Consider the following 19248-nt stretch of genomic DNA (forward strand, 5'->3'; position numbering starts at 1 on the left):
AACACACGAGAGCCTGCTGGAAGCCGGAGCATTCGTCGAAACGATTGAAAAACGCCAGGGCTATAAAATCGCCTGTCTGGAAGAAATCGCATTCAATAACGGCTGGCTGAGCAAACAGGATTTGGAACGTATAGGCCAGACGCTCAAGAAAAACAGCTATGGTCAGTACTTGCTTGAGCTGACGGAGGACAGGTTTTGAGTCTGGTTCAGTGGGTCGAATTGAAGGAAATGGGCGATGAAAGAGGCTCGCTGGTAGCCATAGAGGCTGCCAGAACAGTGCCTTTCGAAATAATGCGCACCTACTTCATTTACGGCACTCAGCCTGGAGTTTCTCGCGGCTTCCATGCGCACAGGGCGCTAAAGCAATTGGCCGTGTGCGTCGCTGGCAGATGCCTCATGCACTTGGACAATGGAAAGGAGAAAGCTGATGTCTGGCTGGACTCACCCACCAAAGCCATCTTGATCGAGGGTTTGGTCTGGCGCGAAATGCACGACTTCAGTCCCGACTGCGTATTACTGGTGCTTGCTAGCGAACATTATGACGAGTCGGATTACATTCGCGATTATCAAAGCTTCCTCAAGGCAGTGCAGAAATGAGTTTTATACACCCACTAGCGGATGTGGCGGCCTGCGAAATAGGCGAAGGCACACGCATATGGCAATTTGTTGTAATACTCGAAGGTGCCCGCCTGGGCCGTAATTGCAATATTTGCTCGCATACCCTGATCGAAGGAGATGTAATAGTTGGCGACAACGTTACCGTGAAGTCCGGCGTGCAGTTATGGGCCGGAAGTCGCATTGGGAACAACGTTTTTATCGGCCCCAACGCAACCTTTACCAACGACAGTCATCCCCGCTCAAAACAATTTCCACCTGAATTTGCCAGGATCACAATTCGGGAAGGCGCGAGCATCGGCGCCAACGCAACGCTATTGCCAGGCATCACCATTGGCAAACTCGCAATGATCGGAGCGGGTGCAGTCGTGACCAAAGATGTTCCTCCCAGGGCTGTTGTAATAGGTAATCCCGCGACAATCGTCAGGTACATAGAACAATGATTCCATTCCTAGATCTGAAAGCCATGAACGGACATTACCGGGAAGAACTGCTACAGGCAGCCACACGGGTAGTAGATTCAGGCTGGTACATCCAGGGGCAGGAAGTGAAAGCTTTCGAGCAGGAATTTTCAGAATATTGCGGCACCAGACACTGCATTGGCGTAGCCAATGGTCTTGACGCGTTGATTCTGGTTCTTCGAGCCTGGAAAGAACTCGGCAAACTTGAGGAAGACGATGAAGTCATCGTGCCGGCGAACACCTATATCGCCAGCATCCTTGCGATTACGGAAAACAACCTCAAGCCGGTTCTGGTAGAACCGGCAGAAAGCACCTACAACCTTTGCCCGGACAACATAGCCAGAGCCATTACTCCCAGAACCAAAGCTATTCTGGCTGTTCACCTGTACGGACAGCTCGCTCCTATGTCAGAGATCATGGCGTTAGCCGAGCAGCATAATCTGCTGGTATTGGAGGACTCAGCTCAGGCACACGGCGCCAGTAGCAAAGATAAAAAAGCCGGGAACTGGGGACATGCTTCCGGATTCAGCTTTTATCCAGGCAAGAACCTGGGCGCGCTGGGCGATGCCGGCGCGATAACAACAAACGATGATGCCTTGGCCGAAACGCTGCGCGCATTAGGTAACTACGGCTCCCACCATAAGTATCGCAATATCTATCAGGGGGTAAACAGTCGGCTTGACGAGATGCAGGCTGCGATGCTCAGAGTCAAGCTCAGGCATCTGGACGCCGATACAGCCCATAGAAGAAAGGTTGCAAGCCTGTATCGAGATAAAATCACCAATCCGTGTGTGCTGCTGCCACAAGTGACTGAGCAAAACAGCCATGTCTGGCATCTGTTTGTCGTTAGAACGGCGTATAGAGACGAACTACAGCGCTACCTTAGCGAACAAGGCATTCAGACGCTGATACATTACCCTATACCTCCGCACAAGCAGCAGGCTTATGCGCAGTTGGCCGACAGGCATCTTCCGCTGACAGAAAAAATTCATGATGAAGTGCTAAGCCTGCCTATCAGCCCGGTAATAAACACGGACGATGTTGCGCAAGTCTGCGAGCTAATTAATCGCTTCCAGCATGCTGTTGAGCATAAAACAACCAGCTGAAGGCAACCGGGCCTTCGCCCGATCATTTCAAATAAAGCCGAGTGGCGCCCCTGAGTGTCTTCATGTCCCAGGAGCGCAGGGGTATTTGCCTGACAATTTCACGTGCAAGAGGTTTGTCGAGTTTTGCAGCCTTGAGAAACATCGACTTGCGATGATTCAGGCAAACCTTTTCATAGTCCTTGTGGTCGGCGAACAATGAATAGATTTTAAGCACTTCATCCAGCATGAACCGTATGTTGGCATGGGTATTCTGTGCATGGGTACGGTAATACGCGACCTCATCCTCCAGCACATCTACCACATATCCTGCCCTGCACACCTTGAGCATCATTGTAAGATCTTCTATACGCAAATCTGCATCGTAACCGCCTACTTCGATTATGACCTCACGCCGCATCAGAAAACTTGGCGCAGGCGCACCAGGTAGCAGGTTATTGAAGATGCTGTCGAAATCCAGACGACGAGCAGGGCGTCGGCGCCGTTTCTTCTCGAGAATCCTGCCGCTGTCGTCAATCGGTATGATATTCCCGCCACAGATCGCCACCTCAGGATGCGCTTGCATATGAGCCACCTGAAGCGCAATGCGATCCGGCAGCATGATGTCGTCGGAGGCAAATGGAGCGAAGTACTCGCCATTGACCTCATGCAAGGCATCGTTAAGCGTGGGTAACAGCCCCTTGTTAGTCTGAACCCGCAGATCGAAACCGTGCTTTGCGGCCATTTCTCTGAGAATCTGTGGACTCTCATCCTTTGAGCCGTCGTCAATTACCAGGAGGCTTATATTGGGATAGCTCTGGGCCAAAACGCTGTCGATGCAATCCCTGACGAATGCGGCGTGGTTGTAACAGGGCACCACGACATTAACCAGTGGAAGGTCATTCATTGCTGGCTCCGGCGAAGGACTTAGCCATACCCGATATCAATTGACGATAATTTGCTCGGAAATCGTCGATGCTGTGAGCTCGGCACAGATATCCATATCCGGTTTCGCCCATCGACTGTCTCTGCCCGGGCGACATGTTCAATAGTTCTTCAAGTCTGGCTGCCAGATCATCGTGATCTCCTACCCGGAACTGCAAACTGCCGCTATCTTCCAGTATGGGCCTCAGGCTATCGATATCCGAACCTATGACCGGTAAACGTCCGCTGAGCCCTTCCAGTAACGACAAAGGCAATCCCTCGCTGTAGGACGGCATCACAAAGAGATCAAAGGCTTTCACGTATTGCAACGCGTCGGCGCGGGTACCGAGAAAATGTACTTTTTCAGCAACTCCCAGACTGCTTGCTAGTTCGCCAAGGTCCGCATGTGAACGGCCACCACCAATTATCGCAACCTGAGCCTGCGGGTAGCTCCCGGCTATCCTGGCAAAAGCCTTGATCAGCACATTGTGTCCCTTGACCGGGACCAGTCTGCCAATGCAACCGACGATGAGCGCATCAGCCGGCAGACCAAGCTGCTCTCTGGCAGTGTCTCGATCAAGCTGCATCTTTTCGGCACGCTCGATGTCGATCGCATTGTTGATACACAGTGTATTGTTCGCGTTAAAGGCTCCGACCTTGCTGACCAGGTACGCCTGTACTGCACGAGAAACGCCAACAGTGCGCCAGTTGGGCCGGACCAGTGCTCCGGCCTCCAGTCGTCGCCAGAAACGGTCGTAGTCACCAATGCCATGCTGGATTCCGATACAGACCGGAACCTTCATGAATCGGTTGAGCCACATCAGCATACTCATGGGCTTGAAACGATGTGCGATGATCACATCGTACTGCTCCTGGCGGCAATGCTTGAGCAACTGCCAAAGGGATAGCCAACGCCGTAGTCCCTTGAGCTGACCGGGGGAAAAATCGAAGTAGACGGAGCGCTCGGCGGCGCTCTCGGGCTCACCCGCTTGAGGCTTACCGCGCAGAAACGCGGTCGTCGTTGAAAATCCGGACACCGGCAAGCCGAGCAGAATCTGCTCGGCCAGATCTGAGGCAGCAACGTTGTAACGCAACTGAATCTGCAGAATCTTGATCCTGTCTTTCACATTCACCTCTGTATAGCTACGGACTTGTTCTCGGTTTTCCCTGCTGCCATCTCATAGCCACACACTTAATAAAGACTGGCGACAACCTTGTGCAGATAAGCTATCTGCTCGCGAATATCGTTCTGTTGATTACCTACGAAAAGGCCATTGGCGTCTATGTACTCTGCGTTTTCCATCGAACCGGCGACTTCATAGTCAAAAAATTTCAGGACATCGGTATTCTTCAAAAAGTTGCCCGTCACAATGGGTCGGCATTCGATATCGTGCTCGGCAAACAGCTTGACCAACTGTTTTCTGTCGCACTTCGCGTTCTCCTTGATCACCAGGGAAAAGCCAAACCAGCTGCTCTTTCCGGTCTCCTCCTGAATCTGCAGAAAAGGATGATCGGAGAACAGCGTTTGAAAATAAGCTGCGTTCTCGCGTCGTATACGGATGAAGTCAGGTAGCTTCTTCAGCTGTTCCTTGCCAATCGCGCCGCTCATTTCCAGAGGTCTTACGTTATAACCAGGCAACGCAAACTTGAATGATTCTTCGAATGGATCATCGCTTTTCTCACCCGTCACCCTGTTGAACTTGGGTAGATTGCGCGTCCAGCCGTGGGCGCGCAGGCACAGGAGAATGTGGTGCAATTCTTCATCGTCGGTAACCACACAGCCACCTTCCATCGTGGCAATGTGGTGGGAGAAGAACGAGCTGTAAGTGCCCATCAGACCGAATGTGCCCGCCTGTTTATCGTCAAAGGTAGCGCCCATCGACTCACAGTTGTCCTCTAACAACAAGATATCCCGATCGGCCACTATCTTCTGAATGGCGGCGAAATCATTGGGATTACCCAACAGGTTCACCAGCAAAATAGCCTTGGTCTTGTCGGTAACAGCAGCTTCCAGCTTCTCGAGATCGATGTTCAGGGTGTCACGATCAATATCGACAAATTTAACCTTCAGACCGTACTGCTGTAGCGGGAAATAGGTTGTGGACCAGGATACGGCCGGCACGATTATTTCATCGCCGCGCTTCAGCAGCGGATTGCGGGTAAAGAATAAGGCCGCAATCATCAACAGATTGGCCGTTGAGCCGGAGCTGACCATTACCGCATGGCGTGCGCCAAAGAATTGCGCAAACATCTGCTCATATTCGGCCACATGTTTGCCCATGGTAAACATGTCTGATTCGACCACCTGCTGGATAGCGAGGCGCTCCTTCTCGTCCCATGTGCTGCTTGCCAGTGCGTAGTTAGTCATTGCGGTGATCCAGATAGAATTGGTAAGTGGCCCGTATACCATCGGCCAGGGAAGTACGGGCAGTCCAGCCAAACTTACCGAGGCGCTCGGTTGACACTAATTTTTGCTGCATACCCACGGGTTTGGCCAGGTCATGCTCGAAGTCGCCATGAAATCCAAGTACCTGGGCAACAGTCCGGTAATAATCATTAATGCTGTGATCATGGCCCAACCCGACATTGAGCAAAGCGGGCATCTGCTCGAATCGAGTAAGCGCAGTGAAGATAAAATCGGCAAGATCACCGGCGTACATGAATTCACGCCGGGCTTCACCATCGCCCCATATCTCCACCGTCTCGGCGTTGGCGAGCACGGCTACATCGATCTTGGCAATTACGGCGGGGATCATGTGCGAATTGTGTGCACCGAACTTGTCATGTCGACCATACAGATTGCACGGAATAATAGTCTTGTAGCTGAAACCAGGTTCTTCCTTGACGATATAATCGCAAAGTCGCGCCGCCGCTATCTTGGCCAGCGCATACCCTTCGTTGGTCGGTTCAAGCTCCCCGGTCAGCAGCGCCTCCTCGCGCAGCGGGTTGACCGCATTACGCGGGTACATACAGGAGCTTCCCAGATTGAGCAGCTGTTTTACCCCTGCACTTCTGGCACCGTTGATCACGTTCATCGCCATCTGCATGTTGCTGGTAAAGAAGCGGACCGGATTGGCAATATTGGCCTGGATGCCTCCCACGATCCCTGCGCAATGAATCACGACGTCGGGTTTGTGGGTTTCAATGTATCGAGCTACCGCCTCACCATTGAGCAGGTCGAGTTCGTCACGGCTGGGCGCAAGAATGCTGTAGCCGTCACTGGCAGGATGCTCAAGCAGGTTCCTGCCTACCATCCCGCTGGCGCCCGTAATAAAGAGTTTCATGGCAGCCTATTCCTGTGGGACCGGGATCTCGTGGCCGTGCTGTTTCAACAGGGCGTGACGTTTGGCGACCTTGAGATCCTCGACCACCATCTCCCTGCACATTTCCTGTGCAGTGATTTCCGGCACCCAGCCAAGCACCTCCCGAGCCTTTGTAGGATCACCCAGTAATGTTTCGACTTCAGCCGGGCGGAAGTAGCGGGGGTCGATACGAATGATCACATCGCCCACGTTTACAGCAGGTGAATCATCCCCGCTGACGCTATCGACGATACCGATCTCATCCACGCCGCTGCCCTCGAAACGCAGATGGATGCCCAATTCCAGTGCCGACCAGACAATGAACTCCCTAACCGAATACTGTGTACCGGTAGCGATTACAAAATCGGCAGGGCTGTCCTGTTGCAGCATCATCCACTGCATGCGTACATAGTCCTTGGCATGTCCCCAATCGCGGAGCGCATCCATATTACCCATATACAGGCAGCGCTCTAATCCCTGGGCAATATTGGCCAGACCACGGGTAATTTTCCGGGTGACGAATGTCTCACCGCGTCGAGGCGACTCGTGATTGAACAGGAGACCATTACAGGCGTACATCCCATACGCCTCCCGATAGTTCACAGTGATCCAGTAAGCATAGAGCTTGGCGACCGCATATGGCGAACGCGGGTAGAAGGGTGTGCTTTCCTTCTGCGGTGTTTCCTGTACCAGACCGTAGAGCTCGGAAGTCGACGCCTGATAGAAACGGGTTTTCTTCTCCAGCCCTAGCAAACGGATCGCCTCAAGCATCCGCAAAGTACCCATCGCATCAACATCTGCTGTGTATTCAGGCGATTCGAAGCTGACAGCTACGTGGCTCTGAGCGCCGAGGTTGTATACCTCGTCCGGCTGAACCTGCTGCAGAATACGGGTGAGATTGGACGAATCGGTCAGATCGCCGTAATGCAAAATGAAACGTTTGTTCTCGGCGTGGGGATCCTGAAAGATATGGTCGATGCGCTGGGTATTGAATGAGGAGGCCCGACGCTTGATGCCGTGCACCTCATAGCCCTTTTCCAGCAGAAACTCCGCCAGGTAGGATCCATCTTGGCCGGTGACTCCGGTAATGAGCGCTTTTTTCATAAAATCTCGTCAAAAAGTCCTGTACACGGTATCCGGATCGCGAGCCAATCCGGCGTCGGAGAGGGACATGAATGCCTCGTGAGGCTAGGCATTGCTGCCTCATTCAAGGCAAGACCCTCCAAATACTAGCAACTACTGCAAGGCTTTGGTGCACTTTGGCATCAGCGTTTTCCTAGCCAAAGCCGGATCGCTTTTCGGGTATAGGATGCCTTGAGCAAAAGCCGCCAATTGTTTCGCAATGCAGCCGAGTAGTATTTTTTCGCTGCCTCGCGATCTTTGGCAAGGTAAGCGCTGCGGAACAAAGAAAGGCAGCGCTGCGCATAAAAATCGTCACGCAATGACTGCATCTCGGCAGGAAGGCGGGAAAAAACTTCATCAACCACCTGGGTACCCACGGCCTGGCCATGGCCAACGTGGTGACGAAGGCTGTCGCCGTGTTTATAGAGCAGCAGCAAGGGTTCCGCCAATGTACTGACCGGATAACGCGCCAAAGCCTGGGCAAAGACGGGCAAGTCCTCCGAGTTGCGAAAGTGTTCCGGGTAACCACCTTGCTCAAATACCTCACGATGCATCGCGCATGCCCCGTTAGACAGGCCGAGGGTCTTGTCGAGCAAATACGCTTTCACTCGCTCAAAACCTCTATCCGGTATCGGATCGTTCTTGTGACGACGACGATGGCCCTCTTCACTAACCGAAATATGCTCACCAATCACCAGCCGACTGTCAGGATTGCTCTGAATATGCTCGGCGAGTTTGCCCAAGGCGCCAGGCACAAATTCATCATCGGCATCCAGGAATACCAACCAATCCCCCGCAGACTCACGCAGCCCCAGATTGCGGGCCGACGCCGCTCCGCCGTTATCCTTGCGAATACTCCTGAACTGTCCCGGATAACCCAGATGCAACGCCTTGACTACTTCCGAGGTCGCATCGGTTGAACCATCATCAACGATAAGCAGCTCTGTTCGCTCATCACGCTGGCCCAGGATCGACTGGGCTGCGCGAGCCAGCGATGCGGCGTAATTATAGGCGGGAATGACAACACTGATGAGCGGCGAAGCGATGTTATTCGTGCTCATCTCCCCTCGCTCGAAGTTGACGCTCTCAGTCATCAGTAAGGCCCGGGCCCGGCTGGTTATCATGGGCGTCCATCGGCTTGTCTTTCACAACCAGAATATCCTCCATAATCAGATATTCCAGATCCGAACCGAAGAACATGTCCAGCGCATCCTTGGGTGAGCACACCATCGGCTCGCCCCGACGGTTCAGCGACGTGTTGAGCACCACGCCGTTGCCGGTCACATGCTCAAGTTCTTTCATCAGATCGTAGTAACGCGGGTTGTAGTCGCGCTTGAGCACCTGGGCGCGGGCGGTGCCGTCTTCGTGGACGACCTCGTGCACCCGATTCTTCCACTCGTCATTCACCTCGAAGGTGAAGGTCATGAAGGGCGATGGATGATCCATGCCGAGCATTTGCGGGGCAACAGAGTCGAGCATCGACGGGCAGAACGGACGCCAGCGCTCGCGGAACTTGATCTGGGCGTTGATACGATCGGCGACGCCTTTCACGCTCGGGCAGCCGATAATGGAGCGGCCACCGAGCGCGCGTGGACCGAATTCCATCCGACCCTGGAACCAGGCAACCGGATTGCCCTCGTGCAATACCTTGGCGATCTCGCCGGTCACATCCTCGAGTTTTTCCCACTGCGGGTTGCCCGGATGGCGGGTGCAGGCGGCGATGACGTCTTCATTGCTGTAGTTGGGGCCCAGGTACACGTGCTCCATTTTCTCGACCGGCACGCCGTTGCGCTCGGAAACGTAGGCTGCAGCGCCGACTGCAGTTCCGGCGTCGCCGGAGGCCGGCTGCACGAACAGTTCTTTCACTTCCGGACGGGCGATGATGCGCTGGTTGAGCTTCACATTCAGCGCGCAACCGCCGGCAAAGGCGATCTTGCCGGTCTCGCGCAGGATGTCGCCCAGATAGTATTCCATCATTTCCAGCGCCAGCTTTTCGAACAAGGCTTGCATGCTGGCGGCGTAGTGGATGTAGGGATCGTCGGCGATATCGCCTTCGCGCTTGGGCCCCAGCCATTCGATCAGCTTGGGCGAGAAGTAGTAACCCTTGCCCTTTTCCTTGTAACGGCGCAAACCGATCACGTTGACGTAGTCAGTATTGATGATCAGCTCGCCGTTCTCGAACTTGGCCAGGCGCGAGAAGTCGTATTTGCTCGCATCGCCATAGGGCGCCATGCCCATGACCTTGAACTCGCCATCGAGCATTTCAAAACCCAGGTACTCCGTCAGCGCGCCGTAAAGGCCACCTAACGAATCGGGATCGTAGAACTCCTTGATCTTGTGGATCTTGCCGTTCTCGCCGTACCCAAAGAATGTTGTCGCGTACTCGCCCTTGCCATCGATACCCATGATGGCAGTCTTTTCCTTGAAACCGGAGCAGTGGTAGGCACTGGAGGCATGGGCCAAGTGATGTTCGACGGGTTCAAGGCGTACTTTTTTCGGGTCGAAACCGAGCTGTTCCAAACACCAGAGAATCTTCTTGCGGTAGCGTTTGAAACGGCGGTTACCAGTCAGAATCGCATCAATCGCCCGATCGGGTGCGTACCAATAGCGCTTGGCATAATGCCAGCGCGCCTTGCCGAAAATACTGATTGGCGCGAAGGGAATGGTGACAATATCCACCTCGGCAGGGGTGATACCGGCCTGCTCCAGACAAAACTTGGCAGACTCATATGGCATGCGATTCTTGGCATGCTTGTCGCGCACGAAACGCTCCTCTTCCACCGCGGCAATCAGTTTGCCGTCGATGTAAAGAGCTGCGGATGGGTCATGGCTCAATGCGCCGGAGAGTCCGAGAATAGTCAATGCCACAGGTTTGCCTCGTCTGAACAACTATCGATGTGCCGCCGATTTTACACGGATAAGGGTCATGTTGCGCCTTTTCGCCTGGCGGCAAAATCATCCGGAACATTCCCCCAGCACCGCTGGCGTTCAGCGGGGCAAATTCGCTTGCAGCCAGTCTGCCAACGGGCTGCCCGCGGGCCAGTTGCGTACGAACCTCGCTCTGTCCTTGCTCCAGCCCTGCTGAAAATCCGGATCAGAGGTGTGTACCTGCATACTGTCCAGATCAATCAGCCATACCTGGCCGGCATACCAGAGCAGATTGGTCGCCTTGAAGTCGCCATGACTGATGCGCGCCTCGCTCAGTTGACCGACCATTTTCAGCAGGGCATCGCCCTGCTCTTTGTCCGGCAGGATTCGTCCATCAGACCCGAACAATTCAAGCAGGTTCTGCCCGGGGCAAAACTCAGTCAACAACCATGCGCGCCGACGCAGTGGACCGAAACGGCTTTCAATCATCGCCAGGGGCGCAGGAGTGGCGATACCCAGAAATTGCAAACGGTGACCAGCAAGCCAGGAATGCCAGGCGCGAGTCGGGCGCCAGAATCGCGTCAACCAATGGGCTAGGCCCTTGATATTATAGCGTTTGATGACCAGGGGCTGACCGTCCGCCTCGACCAGCGTCACGCTGCTGGTGCCTCCGTCCTTGAGTGAGGGGCCTGCGGCAAACGACTGATCAGGCGCCTCGAGCAACGAGCGCAGGGCTCCCGCCCGCTCGCGCACCACCGCAGTGAATCGCGTCCAGCGTTGTTCCACACTGAAGTGGGTGCAGTCGCGCACGGCCTTGGCCAGCCAGTCATGCAGGCGTTTGGCGCGCACCTGTTTAACCTGGCCGAGCATACGGTCCGGATTGAGTGGCCGCTCGGCATTGGTCTGCAGGTATTCGATGAGCAGCAGCTCCATCATCTCATCCCAGGCTGCATCCAACTGGGCAAAGAAGATCGCTAGATTGTTTTCTGCCTCACGGCTGCCGACAGGTTGCCCCGGACTCAGCGCCCTGATCGCATCGCCATCAATCACCTGTACCTGGCAATCGTGCAACAGGAAATTACCCATGTGCAGATCGGTCTGGATCAGACCGGCGCGATGCATAAGCGCGATACTGCGCAAGGCCTGTCCCAGCAGGGCAATAGCCTGCGGATCGCCCGGCGAGAGCCGCGAGCCAGGCATTGAGTCAGAGAGGGCGTCCCATTCCTGCTGCAATGTCCGTGCGCCAGCCAGATAGTCGGTGCACAGAAAGAAGCCCTGGTGCTCCAGTTCTCCGGCTGCCACCAACTCTGGCGTGCGGATACCTGCTTGCTGGAGCGCTTCGAGACCGTCCTTCTCGCGTTGCCAATGCTGTTTTGCCCGCGGTGCAATAAACAGCTTTGCCATCACTGGCCGGCCGGCGAGATCGCCCGCCCCTACCAGACGCTGTCCGGGCAGAACCCGCAACCATTGGTTGATCGTCAATGGTCCCGACGGGGTAGTTACCTGCAACGGGAGCGGCGGCTCGCGGCCGCTATTCCGGAGATCCTGGACGTTGCCGGGCATCAGCTTTTTGTCCTTCTGGCGGCCGGAGCGCGACCGATGATCTGCCTAAGCATATCCCGTGAGCGCCCGCCAGGCCGCTGCTTGCCCATATAGGCCAGCAGGAAACGCAGTTTCTGTCCCGCTGTGGCGACCTCGCTTCGGCGCAACAGGCTGCGCAGATCCCTGATTCTGTCGCGCTCACCGAGCCACGCGGGCCGGGTCTCCACCAGGTCGATCAACCGCGCGCCGGCGCCGTCGTCGTCAAGTTTGAGAAAGATGTGCCGCGGATACAGATTGTTGTGCATGCGCCCGGCATTGTGCAGCGAGCGTACCAGGGCGGCAGCCGCCAGAATCAGATCCTGCCTGTCACGCCATGCGAGTGTCGACCAGCGTTCGAACCACCAGGTGAGCGGCTTGTAGATATCCAGCGCGCGGGTGAGCAGGATCGCCTGCTGATGGCCATTCTCGCTTCGCCGGGCAAAGAAGGCTGCTTCCAGTGCAGGAATGCCCAGATGGGCAAAATGTTGTATCGCGCGAAACTCGCGGGCAAAAGTGGGCTCGCCCAGCGGATGCCGGAGGCTACGCGCCAGCTGATGGTCCTGGCGCTTGAGATAAAAGCTCTGCGGCTCGCCATTGGCGTCCTGCAGCTCGATCCGGGTGACTTTCTTCCAGCCCTTGCCGCGCGTCGCGGCAACCGGGTCACCACTGTCGCCGAAACGCCAAAGCGCATCAAAACTGTCGAGACCGTGACGGGCAAGCACATCCCGTGCATTCACCGCGATAAAGGCCGAGCAAGTCATTCGCGTCCCCTGAAAAAATGCACGATCGCCCGTATGCGCTTCTTGTCCACGGCAGTCAGGCGGCTGTTTTCGCAATAATCGTGGTAGAAACGCAGCCGCTGCGAGCGGGACAAGACCTGCTTACCCAACTTGTCCAGGCACGCGAGGTCCTTGATGATCCGATATTCCAGCAGCGGCCCCCACCAGAAGCTGCCGCTTGGACAATCAATCATGAAGACGTCGGGATAGGGCTTTTCGTCAACCAGAATGTTGCGCCACTTGAGGTCGTTATGCGCAAACCTTTGGTCGTGCATCATTCGGGTGGCATGGGCGACCTGGCGCGACACATGGTTGACCCAGACCGGATTGCGAAACCTCGGGTCGTCGTTCCTGGCGATCTGCGCAAGATCTGCAGTACCGGACAGCTCCTGAGTAACCAGAGCGCCCCGATAAAATGCGCCACTACGACGCTCCATACCAAACCCGACAATGATTGCGGAAGGGATGCCCCATGCCTGGAAGTGTTGCAGATTTTCCCACTCGGCCTGGATCCGCGGCCGGCCCATGTAGCGGCGCAGGTTCTTGCCGGCGCCGGTGTAGCGCTTGACGTAATAGAAGCGGTCAGCGACCCACACCTTGTGCACGGTACTGATGTCATCGCTAGTGATTTGTTCGCCTTCCAGCGCAAAGACGCTGTCGAGATCGGCAAAAAGCTCGCCGCTGACTCCGGTGGCATATTCAGGATTGAGGGTCCAGCCGGTCATGCATCCGGTCCCTTGGCGTACTTGCGCTCGAACCGCGCCTGCAACTGGCTCGCTTTCGCCTCGAGCATCGCCAGCATGGCTGCCTCCTCGGCCAGCACCTGACGCAGCGGCTGGGCGAAGTATTCGCGCAGGAACCGCAGCTTGTCGTGGCGCGTGAGCCCGATATTCAGCGCCGAGAAATACAGTCCGGCCAGGTCCTTGTCCCGCCAGCGCCGCGGCACCCGGGAGCGGATCTGCGCCCGGTGCAGATCGATCAGCGAAAGACGAAAATCCTCCGGCATCGGTTGCTGGTCGGTGTGCAGCAGAAAATGGCAGATGTAACAGTCGCGGTGATTCACCCCGGCCTGGTGCATGCGCCGGGTCATGCTCGCAACTTCAGCGATCAGCGCCCACTTGAGAGCCGGCGGCGGCGGATTGATCGGCCAGTCCTGGCTGAAATCTTCCAGGCTGACAGTCGGCGCCAACTCTTCGGTAATGATAAATGAGTGACGTGTGGCCGGGTTACGCCCCTGCTCGCCGAAGGCGACTGCGGTCATGGTCGGCACACCCGCGGCCCGCAGGGCGTGTATGGCATGCCATTCCTGGTCAGCGCCGAGCACCGGGCGTTTCAGCGTGAGCCAGTTCTTGAGGATTTCGCCCCAGCCGACGCCGCGGTGGATCTTGACAAAATAGCCCTGCCCCGCCACCTCGGTGCGCAGCGTGCGCCGCGCCTCCAGCTCACGAAATATCTCACCCTCAAGCTGCTCGACCTGCTCAAACGGATTTCGGCCCGCCCACAGCGTAGCGAAGGGTTCGCTCAGGTGTAAGCTCAACGTGTTTCTCCCAATATGACGTCGGCTGCCCGCTCCGGCAGGCTGTAAAGATCAGCTCTATCGGCAAAAGCCAGTGCATTCTCGTGCCAGCGCAGGCGAACATCGCGGTCATCGAGCACCTGCGATAGCGTCTGGTTGAAATGGCGCTGCTGGAATGGAGTTGGGATCACCCGGCCACAATCGGCGTCCTCGATGTAATGGGCGTAACCACATACATCCGTTACCAGTACCGGCAGACCGGCAACCAGAGCTTCGAGCAAAACGGTGCCGGTATTCTCGTTGTACGCAGGATGAACCAGCAGATCTGCTCCCAGTAAAAAGCGCGGCACGTCGTCCCTGCCGCCAAGAAACTCGACCTGGCCGCTTACACCTGCCGCTCGCGCCTGCGCCTCGAAAATACTGGCATCATCCTGACCGATTACCATCAACCGTGTGCGCTTGCGCAGATCGGCAGGCAGGCTGGCGAGCGCCGCAATAGAGCGATCCAATCCCTTGGTCTTGAAGCCAGACCCTACCTGAAGCATCAACAGTTGATCCTCTGCCAGACCGAACTCCGAGCGGAAAGCGACGCGCTGCGCGGCAGCATCCGGCGGTGCCCGACGGTCCGGCGCAATTCCCGGCGGCAACAGGTGAAAGCGATCCTCGGGTGTGCGGTAATGCTTCATGAACAGTGGTTTTTGCACCTCCGAAATCATCAGAATCTCGGTTCCGCGTTCGGGCGCAAACACCGCTTTTTCGTATTCGGCAAAATGCCGATAGCGGCCCCAGACGCGATACAGCGGATTGCGCAGGGTTTGCGCCTTGTCCTCGAAACAGGGGTCGGCCGCGTAGTAGACGTCCAGCCCCGGCATCTTGTTGAAACCGACCACGCGGTCAACCGGCCGCCGCGCCAGATCCGCCTGCACCCAGGCGGTGAATTTCTCGTTGCGGCGGTGATTGGAGAACGCTTTCACCGGCACCACTAGAACCTCGAAGCCGTCCGGCACCTCGCCTTCCCAGATCAGCGTGTAGACCCGGATAGCATGGCCGCGATCCTGACATACGCGGGCGATACGCATGAAGTCGCGCTGCAGCCCGCCAAAGGGAAAATATTTGTAAAGCACAAAAGCCAGTTGCATCAGAGCGCTCTCTCGTCCGCCAACAGCCCTTCCAGTTGAGTCATCACTCTTTCCGGAGACAGCCGGGTAAAGCATAGTGGTTGCTCGCTGTGCAGGTCGAACTCGCGCGCATCAGCCGGCGTGGGCGTATATGTGCAGCGCTTCTGCATGCACGGCGCGCAGGGAAAATCACTCGCCAGGTGAATCTGGGAGCTGCCATAGGCGCCGGTAAACCCGGCATTGGTCGGGCCAAACAGGGAGATTCCGGGTATGTTGAGCGCAGCGGCCAGGTGACCAAGCCCGGTATCTACCGCCACGCAGGCCCGGGCGCCAGCGATAATCCGCGCTATCCCGGCCAATTGCATCGGCGGCAACACCTGCACACCGTCGAGACCGCTGGCAATCCGCTCGGCCCGTGCCTTTTCCGCAGCATTGCCCCAGGGCAGCCGCACCTCGAGGCCCCGTTCTATCGCCATTTCGGCCAGCCGCCGCCAGTACAATTCCGGCCAGTGTTTTGAGGCCCATGTCGTGCCGTGCAGAAAAAGCACGTAGGGCCGCGTTGCGGGCCCACCGCTGAAATACTCGCAATCCAGTCCGTAGTCACCCATGCCAGAGGGCAACGGATAACCGAGCGCAACGGCAAACAGCTGACGTACCCGCTCTACCGCGTGCTGGCCCCAGGGCACATCGATACCCCGGTCGTAAAAACGGCTGGCCAGGGGCTCACGGGCCGAGGTACGTTCCAGCCCGACCACCGGACCCTGTGCATAGCGGGTCAGCAACGCGCTCTTGAGCAACCCCTGGGCATCGATGATCAGATCATAGCGGGTGCTTTTCAGACGCTGACGGAAATTCTTCCATTCGCCGCTGCGCATGGTTTTGAGTGGGCTCTTGCGCCACCGACGGATCGCTACCGGGATGACCTGGGCGACAGCCGGGTGCCAGGCGGGTATCTCGGCAAAGCCCTCCTCCACCACCCAGTCGAACTCGATGCCGGGAACCGCCCGGCGCGCATCGGTCAGGGCCGGCAGGGTATGAATCACGTCCCCCATGGAGGAGGTCTTGATCAACAGTACGCGCATGGGTCAGCTATCCTGCGGGTCGGCAAGGGGCTCGCCGACCAGCCGATCAAGCGCTGCCACGACCAGACCGGGGCGCAGGTCGCGAAGGCAGTTGTAGTGGCCAAACCGGCAGGTGCGATCAAAACAGGGGCTGCATTCGAGGCCCAGCTGCAGTGTCTCCACGCTGGAAGCCAGCGGTGGAGTGAATCCGGGGGAAGTGGAGCCATAGACAGCCACCAGCGGCCGGTCCAGCGCTGCTGCCACATGCATCAGGCCCGAGTCGTTGCTGACCACCGCGCTGGCGCAGGACAGCAGATCAATCGCTTCGGCAAGACTGGTCTCGCCCGACAGATTGACCGACTCCTCACGCAGCCCGGGTATCAGGCGCTGGCGAATGTCCTCACCGACCGGATGATCCTTTTTCGAGCCGAATATCCATACCTGCCAGCCCTGGCGGATTTTCTCGTCCGCCACAGCAGCATAGTGCTCGCTTGGCCAGCGCTTGGACTCGCCGAACTCCGCGCCCGGACATAGCGCAAGTACCGGCCGGTCCAGCGTCAGATCAAAACGCGCCAGCGCCGCATCACGGCTATCGGCTTCAATCTGCAAAGCGGGACGGGGATAGGGTTCAGGCAAAGCCGCGCCTGACGGATAGGCCAGCGCCATGAAGCGCTCGATCATCAGCGGGTAACGCGCCTTGTCCAGCGTGCGCAGATCATTGAGCAGACCGTAACGCATCTCGCCGCGCCACCCGGTACGCCTGGGAATACCAGCGAAGAACGGCACCAACGCAGACTTCAGTGAATTGGGCAGAGCGATGGCCTGATCGTACTGGCCGGCAAGGCCCTTGCCGATGCGTCTGCGGGTCGCCAGTTCCAGTGCGCCGTGGCCCAGCGGAAAGCTGAGCGCCTGACGGACCTCGGGCATTCGCTCGAGAATTGGCCGGCTCCACTCTGGAGCCAGCACATCTATCTGGCAGTCGGGACCGTGCCGGGCCCGGAGACAGGCAAACAGCGTCTGCGCCATCACCATGTCGCCGACCCAGCTTGGCCCCACGATCAGAATGTTCATAAGGGCAACTTCAAGCCGCACGCTTCAAGCCGCAAGTGGGCTGCAAGCACCAGCCCCGCTGCTGCCTGCAGCCCACCGCTTGCCGCTAGCCGCTTATCGGACAAGCGTCCGCCATTCGGGATGCGCTGCTGTCTGGCCGCTGACCAGATCGAAATACGCCTTCTGCAACTTCTCGGTAATCGGCCCGCGGTGGCCCGCGCCGATCTGCCGGCAGTCGAGTTCGCGGATCGGGGTTACCTCGGCAGCGGTGCCGGTAAAGAAAGCCTCGTCGGCGATATATACCTCATCACGGGTGATGCGCTTCTCGACGATCGGAATATCCAGCTCGCGCGCCAGCGTCAGCACGGTGCTGCGGGTAATGCCGTTGAGGCAGGCAGTCACTTCAGGGGTATATATAACGCCACCCTTGATGATGAAGATATTCTCGCCCGATCCTTCCGCCACGTAGCCCTCCGGATCCAGCAGCAGTGCCTCGTCGGCGCCGGCAGAGACCGCTTCCTGCAGCGCAAGCATGGAGTTCATGTAGGCGCCGCTGGCCTTGGCCCGGGTCATGGTGATGTTCACATGATGGCGGGTAAAGGAGCTGGTGCGGATCTTGATGCCGCGCTCCAGAGCCTCATCACCCATGTAGGCGCCCCAGTGCCAGGCAGCCACAGTGACGTGCACCTTGAGGTTGTCAGCGCGGATACCCATACCCTCGGACCCATAGAAAGCCAGCGGACGGATGTAGGCGGTTTCCAGGTTGTTGTCGCGTACTGCGGCACGAATGGCTTCGTTGATCTGTTCCTTGGTAAAGGGGATCTTCATGCCCATGATGTGGGCAGAATCAAACAGCCGGTCGGTGTGCGCTTCCAGACGGAAGATTGCCGTACCGTCCGGTGTCTTGTAGGCGCGTATACCTTCGAATACGGCCATGCCGTAATGCAGTGAATGCGTCAGCACATGAATATTGGCTTCGCGCCAGGGCACCATTTCACCGTCAAACCAGATAAAGCCATCACGATCGGCCATCGACATTGCAGCCCGCTCCATAATATTGGGTTATTCTAAATTCGATTTTCTCAATTTGAGCTCGCCGGCTCTAGTCAGGCAACCACTGTTGCCACAGGGCCATGACGGCGCGGCGAAAATCATGAAACTGGTCGCCACTCACTTTGCCTGGCTGCTTTTGCAATGCCAGGCGGTGGGCCGCTGCGCGATAGGCCTTGTAAGCCTCCTGCAGACGCTGTACATCGTCACCGGATACCAATCCGGCGTCCCGCAGCCCATCAAGTATTCGGATGTTGTCGGTGTACCGCAGCAATTCGGGATGCTGGCACGACCAGGCCAGGACGGCATATTGCACCATAAATTCGATATCGACGATACCTCCGGCATCCTGCTTCAGATCAAACAACGCCTGCCCGGTGAATGCCGAGGGATCAAATCCCGCCCTGGTCGCCTTGGTTCCCAGGTTATCGCGCATTTTTTGCCGCATGCCAACCACCTCCGCACGCAGCGCCGCCTCGTCGCGCTGCTTGCCAAGCACCTCGGCGCGCAATACGTGGAACCGGTGGCTCAGGCGCTTGCATCCGGCCAGCACACGCGCCCTGACCAGGGCCTGATGCTCCCAGGTCCAGGCCTCTTCACGCTGGTACCGTGCATAGGATGCCAGCGAACTGACCAGCAGACCTGACTCGCCGGAAGGACGCAGACGCATATCCACCTCATACAGTGCGCCGGAGGTGGTCTGCGCATTGAGCATGTGA

The 19248-nt window shown here is 57.2% G+C and carries 18 protein-coding genes and 2 pseudogenes; 4 read left to right on the forward strand and 16 right to left on the reverse strand.

Features of this window, described 5'->3' with window-relative positions; all coding sequences use genetic code 11:
* From ABYA88_RS11435 to ABYA88_RS11450, 4 genes and pseudogenes are all read left to right on the forward strand, one after another.
* Positions 1–199 (forward strand): annotated as a pseudogene (locus tag ABYA88_RS11435) (glucose-1-phosphate thymidylyltransferase); the annotation flags it as partial.
* Positions 196–597: an FdtA/QdtA family cupin domain-containing protein gene (locus tag ABYA88_RS11440; RefSeq protein ID WP_373187407.1), complete on the forward strand. Its 402-nt coding sequence runs from the start codon at positions 196–198 to the stop codon at positions 595–597. The pseudogene ABYA88_RS11435 and the gene ABYA88_RS11440, both read left to right, overlap by 4 nt.
* Entirely contained in the window at positions 594–1058 is a 465-nt protein-coding gene (locus tag ABYA88_RS11445) for an acyltransferase (RefSeq protein WP_373187408.1), read from the forward strand. The genes ABYA88_RS11440 and ABYA88_RS11445 overlap by 4 nt, the downstream gene beginning before the upstream one ends.
* Positions 1055–2182, forward strand: coding sequence for a DegT/DnrJ/EryC1/StrS family aminotransferase (locus tag ABYA88_RS11450; protein ID WP_373187410.1), 1128 nt, complete (start codon positions 1055–1057; stop codon positions 2180–2182). The genes ABYA88_RS11445 and ABYA88_RS11450 overlap by 4 nt, the downstream gene beginning before the upstream one ends.
* Before the next feature lie 22 nt (positions 2183–2204).
* Here ABYA88_RS11450 and ABYA88_RS11455 read toward each other — a convergent pair whose 3' ends face one another.
* From ABYA88_RS11455 to ABYA88_RS11530, 16 genes and pseudogenes are all read right to left on the reverse strand, one after another.
* A complete protein-coding gene (locus tag ABYA88_RS11455) occupies positions 2205–3065 on the reverse strand; it encodes a glycosyltransferase family 2 protein (RefSeq protein ID WP_373187411.1) in 861 nt (286 codons plus the stop codon).
* Positions 3058–4209: a glycosyltransferase gene (locus ABYA88_RS11460; protein WP_373187413.1), complete on the reverse strand. Its 1152-nt coding sequence runs from the start codon at positions 4207–4209 to the stop codon at positions 3058–3060. Before ABYA88_RS11460 ends, ABYA88_RS11455 begins: the two co-directional genes overlap by 8 nt.
* A gap of 65 nt (positions 4210–4274) precedes the next feature.
* Positions 4275–5450, reverse strand: a complete 1176-nt coding sequence (locus ABYA88_RS11465) for a DegT/DnrJ/EryC1/StrS family aminotransferase (protein ID WP_373187415.1) — start codon at positions 5448–5450, stop codon at positions 4275–4277.
* Positions 5443–6366 carry a GDP-L-fucose synthase family protein gene (locus tag ABYA88_RS11470; protein WP_373187416.1) on the reverse strand — a complete coding sequence of 308 codons (924 nt, stop codon included), beginning with the start codon at positions 6364–6366 and terminating at the stop codon, positions 5443–5445. Before ABYA88_RS11470 ends, ABYA88_RS11465 begins: the two co-directional genes overlap by 8 nt.
* Positions 6367–6372: 6 nt before the next feature.
* Positions 6373–7488, reverse strand: coding sequence for a GDP-mannose 4,6-dehydratase (gene gmd / locus ABYA88_RS11475; protein ID WP_373187417.1), 1116 nt, complete (start codon positions 7486–7488; stop codon positions 6373–6375).
* Between the two features lie 161 nt (positions 7489–7649).
* Positions 7650–8600 carry a glycosyltransferase family 2 protein gene (locus ABYA88_RS11480; RefSeq protein ID WP_373187418.1) on the reverse strand — a complete coding sequence of 317 codons (951 nt, stop codon included), beginning with the start codon at positions 8598–8600 and terminating at the stop codon, positions 7650–7652.
* Positions 8593–10374, reverse strand: a complete 1782-nt coding sequence (locus ABYA88_RS11485; RefSeq protein ID WP_373187419.1) for a carbamoyltransferase — start codon at positions 10372–10374, stop codon at positions 8593–8595. The genes ABYA88_RS11480 and ABYA88_RS11485 overlap by 8 nt, the downstream gene beginning before the upstream one ends.
* 120 nt (positions 10375–10494) lie before the next feature.
* Positions 10495–11937, reverse strand: coding sequence for a lipopolysaccharide kinase InaA family protein (locus tag ABYA88_RS11490; RefSeq protein ID WP_373187420.1), 1443 nt, complete (start codon positions 11935–11937; stop codon positions 10495–10497).
* Positions 11937–12716, reverse strand: coding sequence for a lipopolysaccharide kinase InaA family protein (locus tag ABYA88_RS11495; protein ID WP_373187421.1), 780 nt, complete (start codon positions 12714–12716; stop codon positions 11937–11939). Before ABYA88_RS11495 ends, ABYA88_RS11490 begins: the two co-directional genes overlap by 1 nt.
* Positions 12713–13459 carry a lipopolysaccharide kinase InaA family protein gene (locus ABYA88_RS11500; protein WP_373187423.1) on the reverse strand — a complete coding sequence of 249 codons (747 nt, stop codon included), beginning with the start codon at positions 13457–13459 and terminating at the stop codon, positions 12713–12715. Before ABYA88_RS11500 ends, ABYA88_RS11495 begins: the two co-directional genes overlap by 4 nt.
* Positions 13456–14271: a lipopolysaccharide core heptose(I) kinase RfaP gene (gene rfaP / locus ABYA88_RS11505; RefSeq protein ID WP_373187424.1), complete on the reverse strand. Its 816-nt coding sequence runs from the start codon at positions 14269–14271 to the stop codon at positions 13456–13458. Before rfaP ends, ABYA88_RS11500 begins: the two co-directional genes overlap by 4 nt.
* A complete protein-coding gene (locus ABYA88_RS11510; protein WP_373187426.1) occupies positions 14268–15389 on the reverse strand; it encodes a glycosyltransferase family 4 protein in 1122 nt (373 codons plus the stop codon). The genes rfaP and ABYA88_RS11510 overlap by 4 nt, the downstream gene beginning before the upstream one ends.
* Positions 15389–16450 (reverse strand): lipopolysaccharide heptosyltransferase I, encoded by a 1062-nt coding sequence (gene waaC, locus ABYA88_RS11515; RefSeq protein WP_373187428.1) that lies wholly within the window; start codon positions 16448–16450, stop codon positions 15389–15391. The genes ABYA88_RS11510 and waaC overlap by 1 nt, the downstream gene beginning before the upstream one ends.
* A 3-nt stretch (positions 16451–16453) precedes the next feature.
* On the reverse strand, positions 16454–17500 hold the full coding sequence (gene waaF, locus ABYA88_RS11520) for a lipopolysaccharide heptosyltransferase II (RefSeq protein WP_373187429.1): 1047 nt from the start codon (positions 17498–17500) through the stop codon (positions 16454–16456).
* 93 nt (positions 17501–17593) lie between these two features.
* On the reverse strand, positions 17594–18517 hold the full coding sequence (locus tag ABYA88_RS11525; RefSeq protein WP_373187430.1) for a branched-chain amino acid transaminase: 924 nt from the start codon (positions 18515–18517) through the stop codon (positions 17594–17596).
* Positions 18518–18581: 64 nt separating this feature from the next.
* Positions 18582–19248 (reverse strand): annotated as a pseudogene (locus ABYA88_RS11530) (bifunctional glutamine synthetase adenylyltransferase/deadenyltransferase); the annotation flags it as partial.

The sequence above is a fragment of the Halopseudomonas sp. genome, from assembly GCF_041579695.1.
In the GTDB taxonomy this organism is placed as follows: domain Bacteria; phylum Pseudomonadota; class Gammaproteobacteria; order Pseudomonadales; family Pseudomonadaceae; genus Halopseudomonas.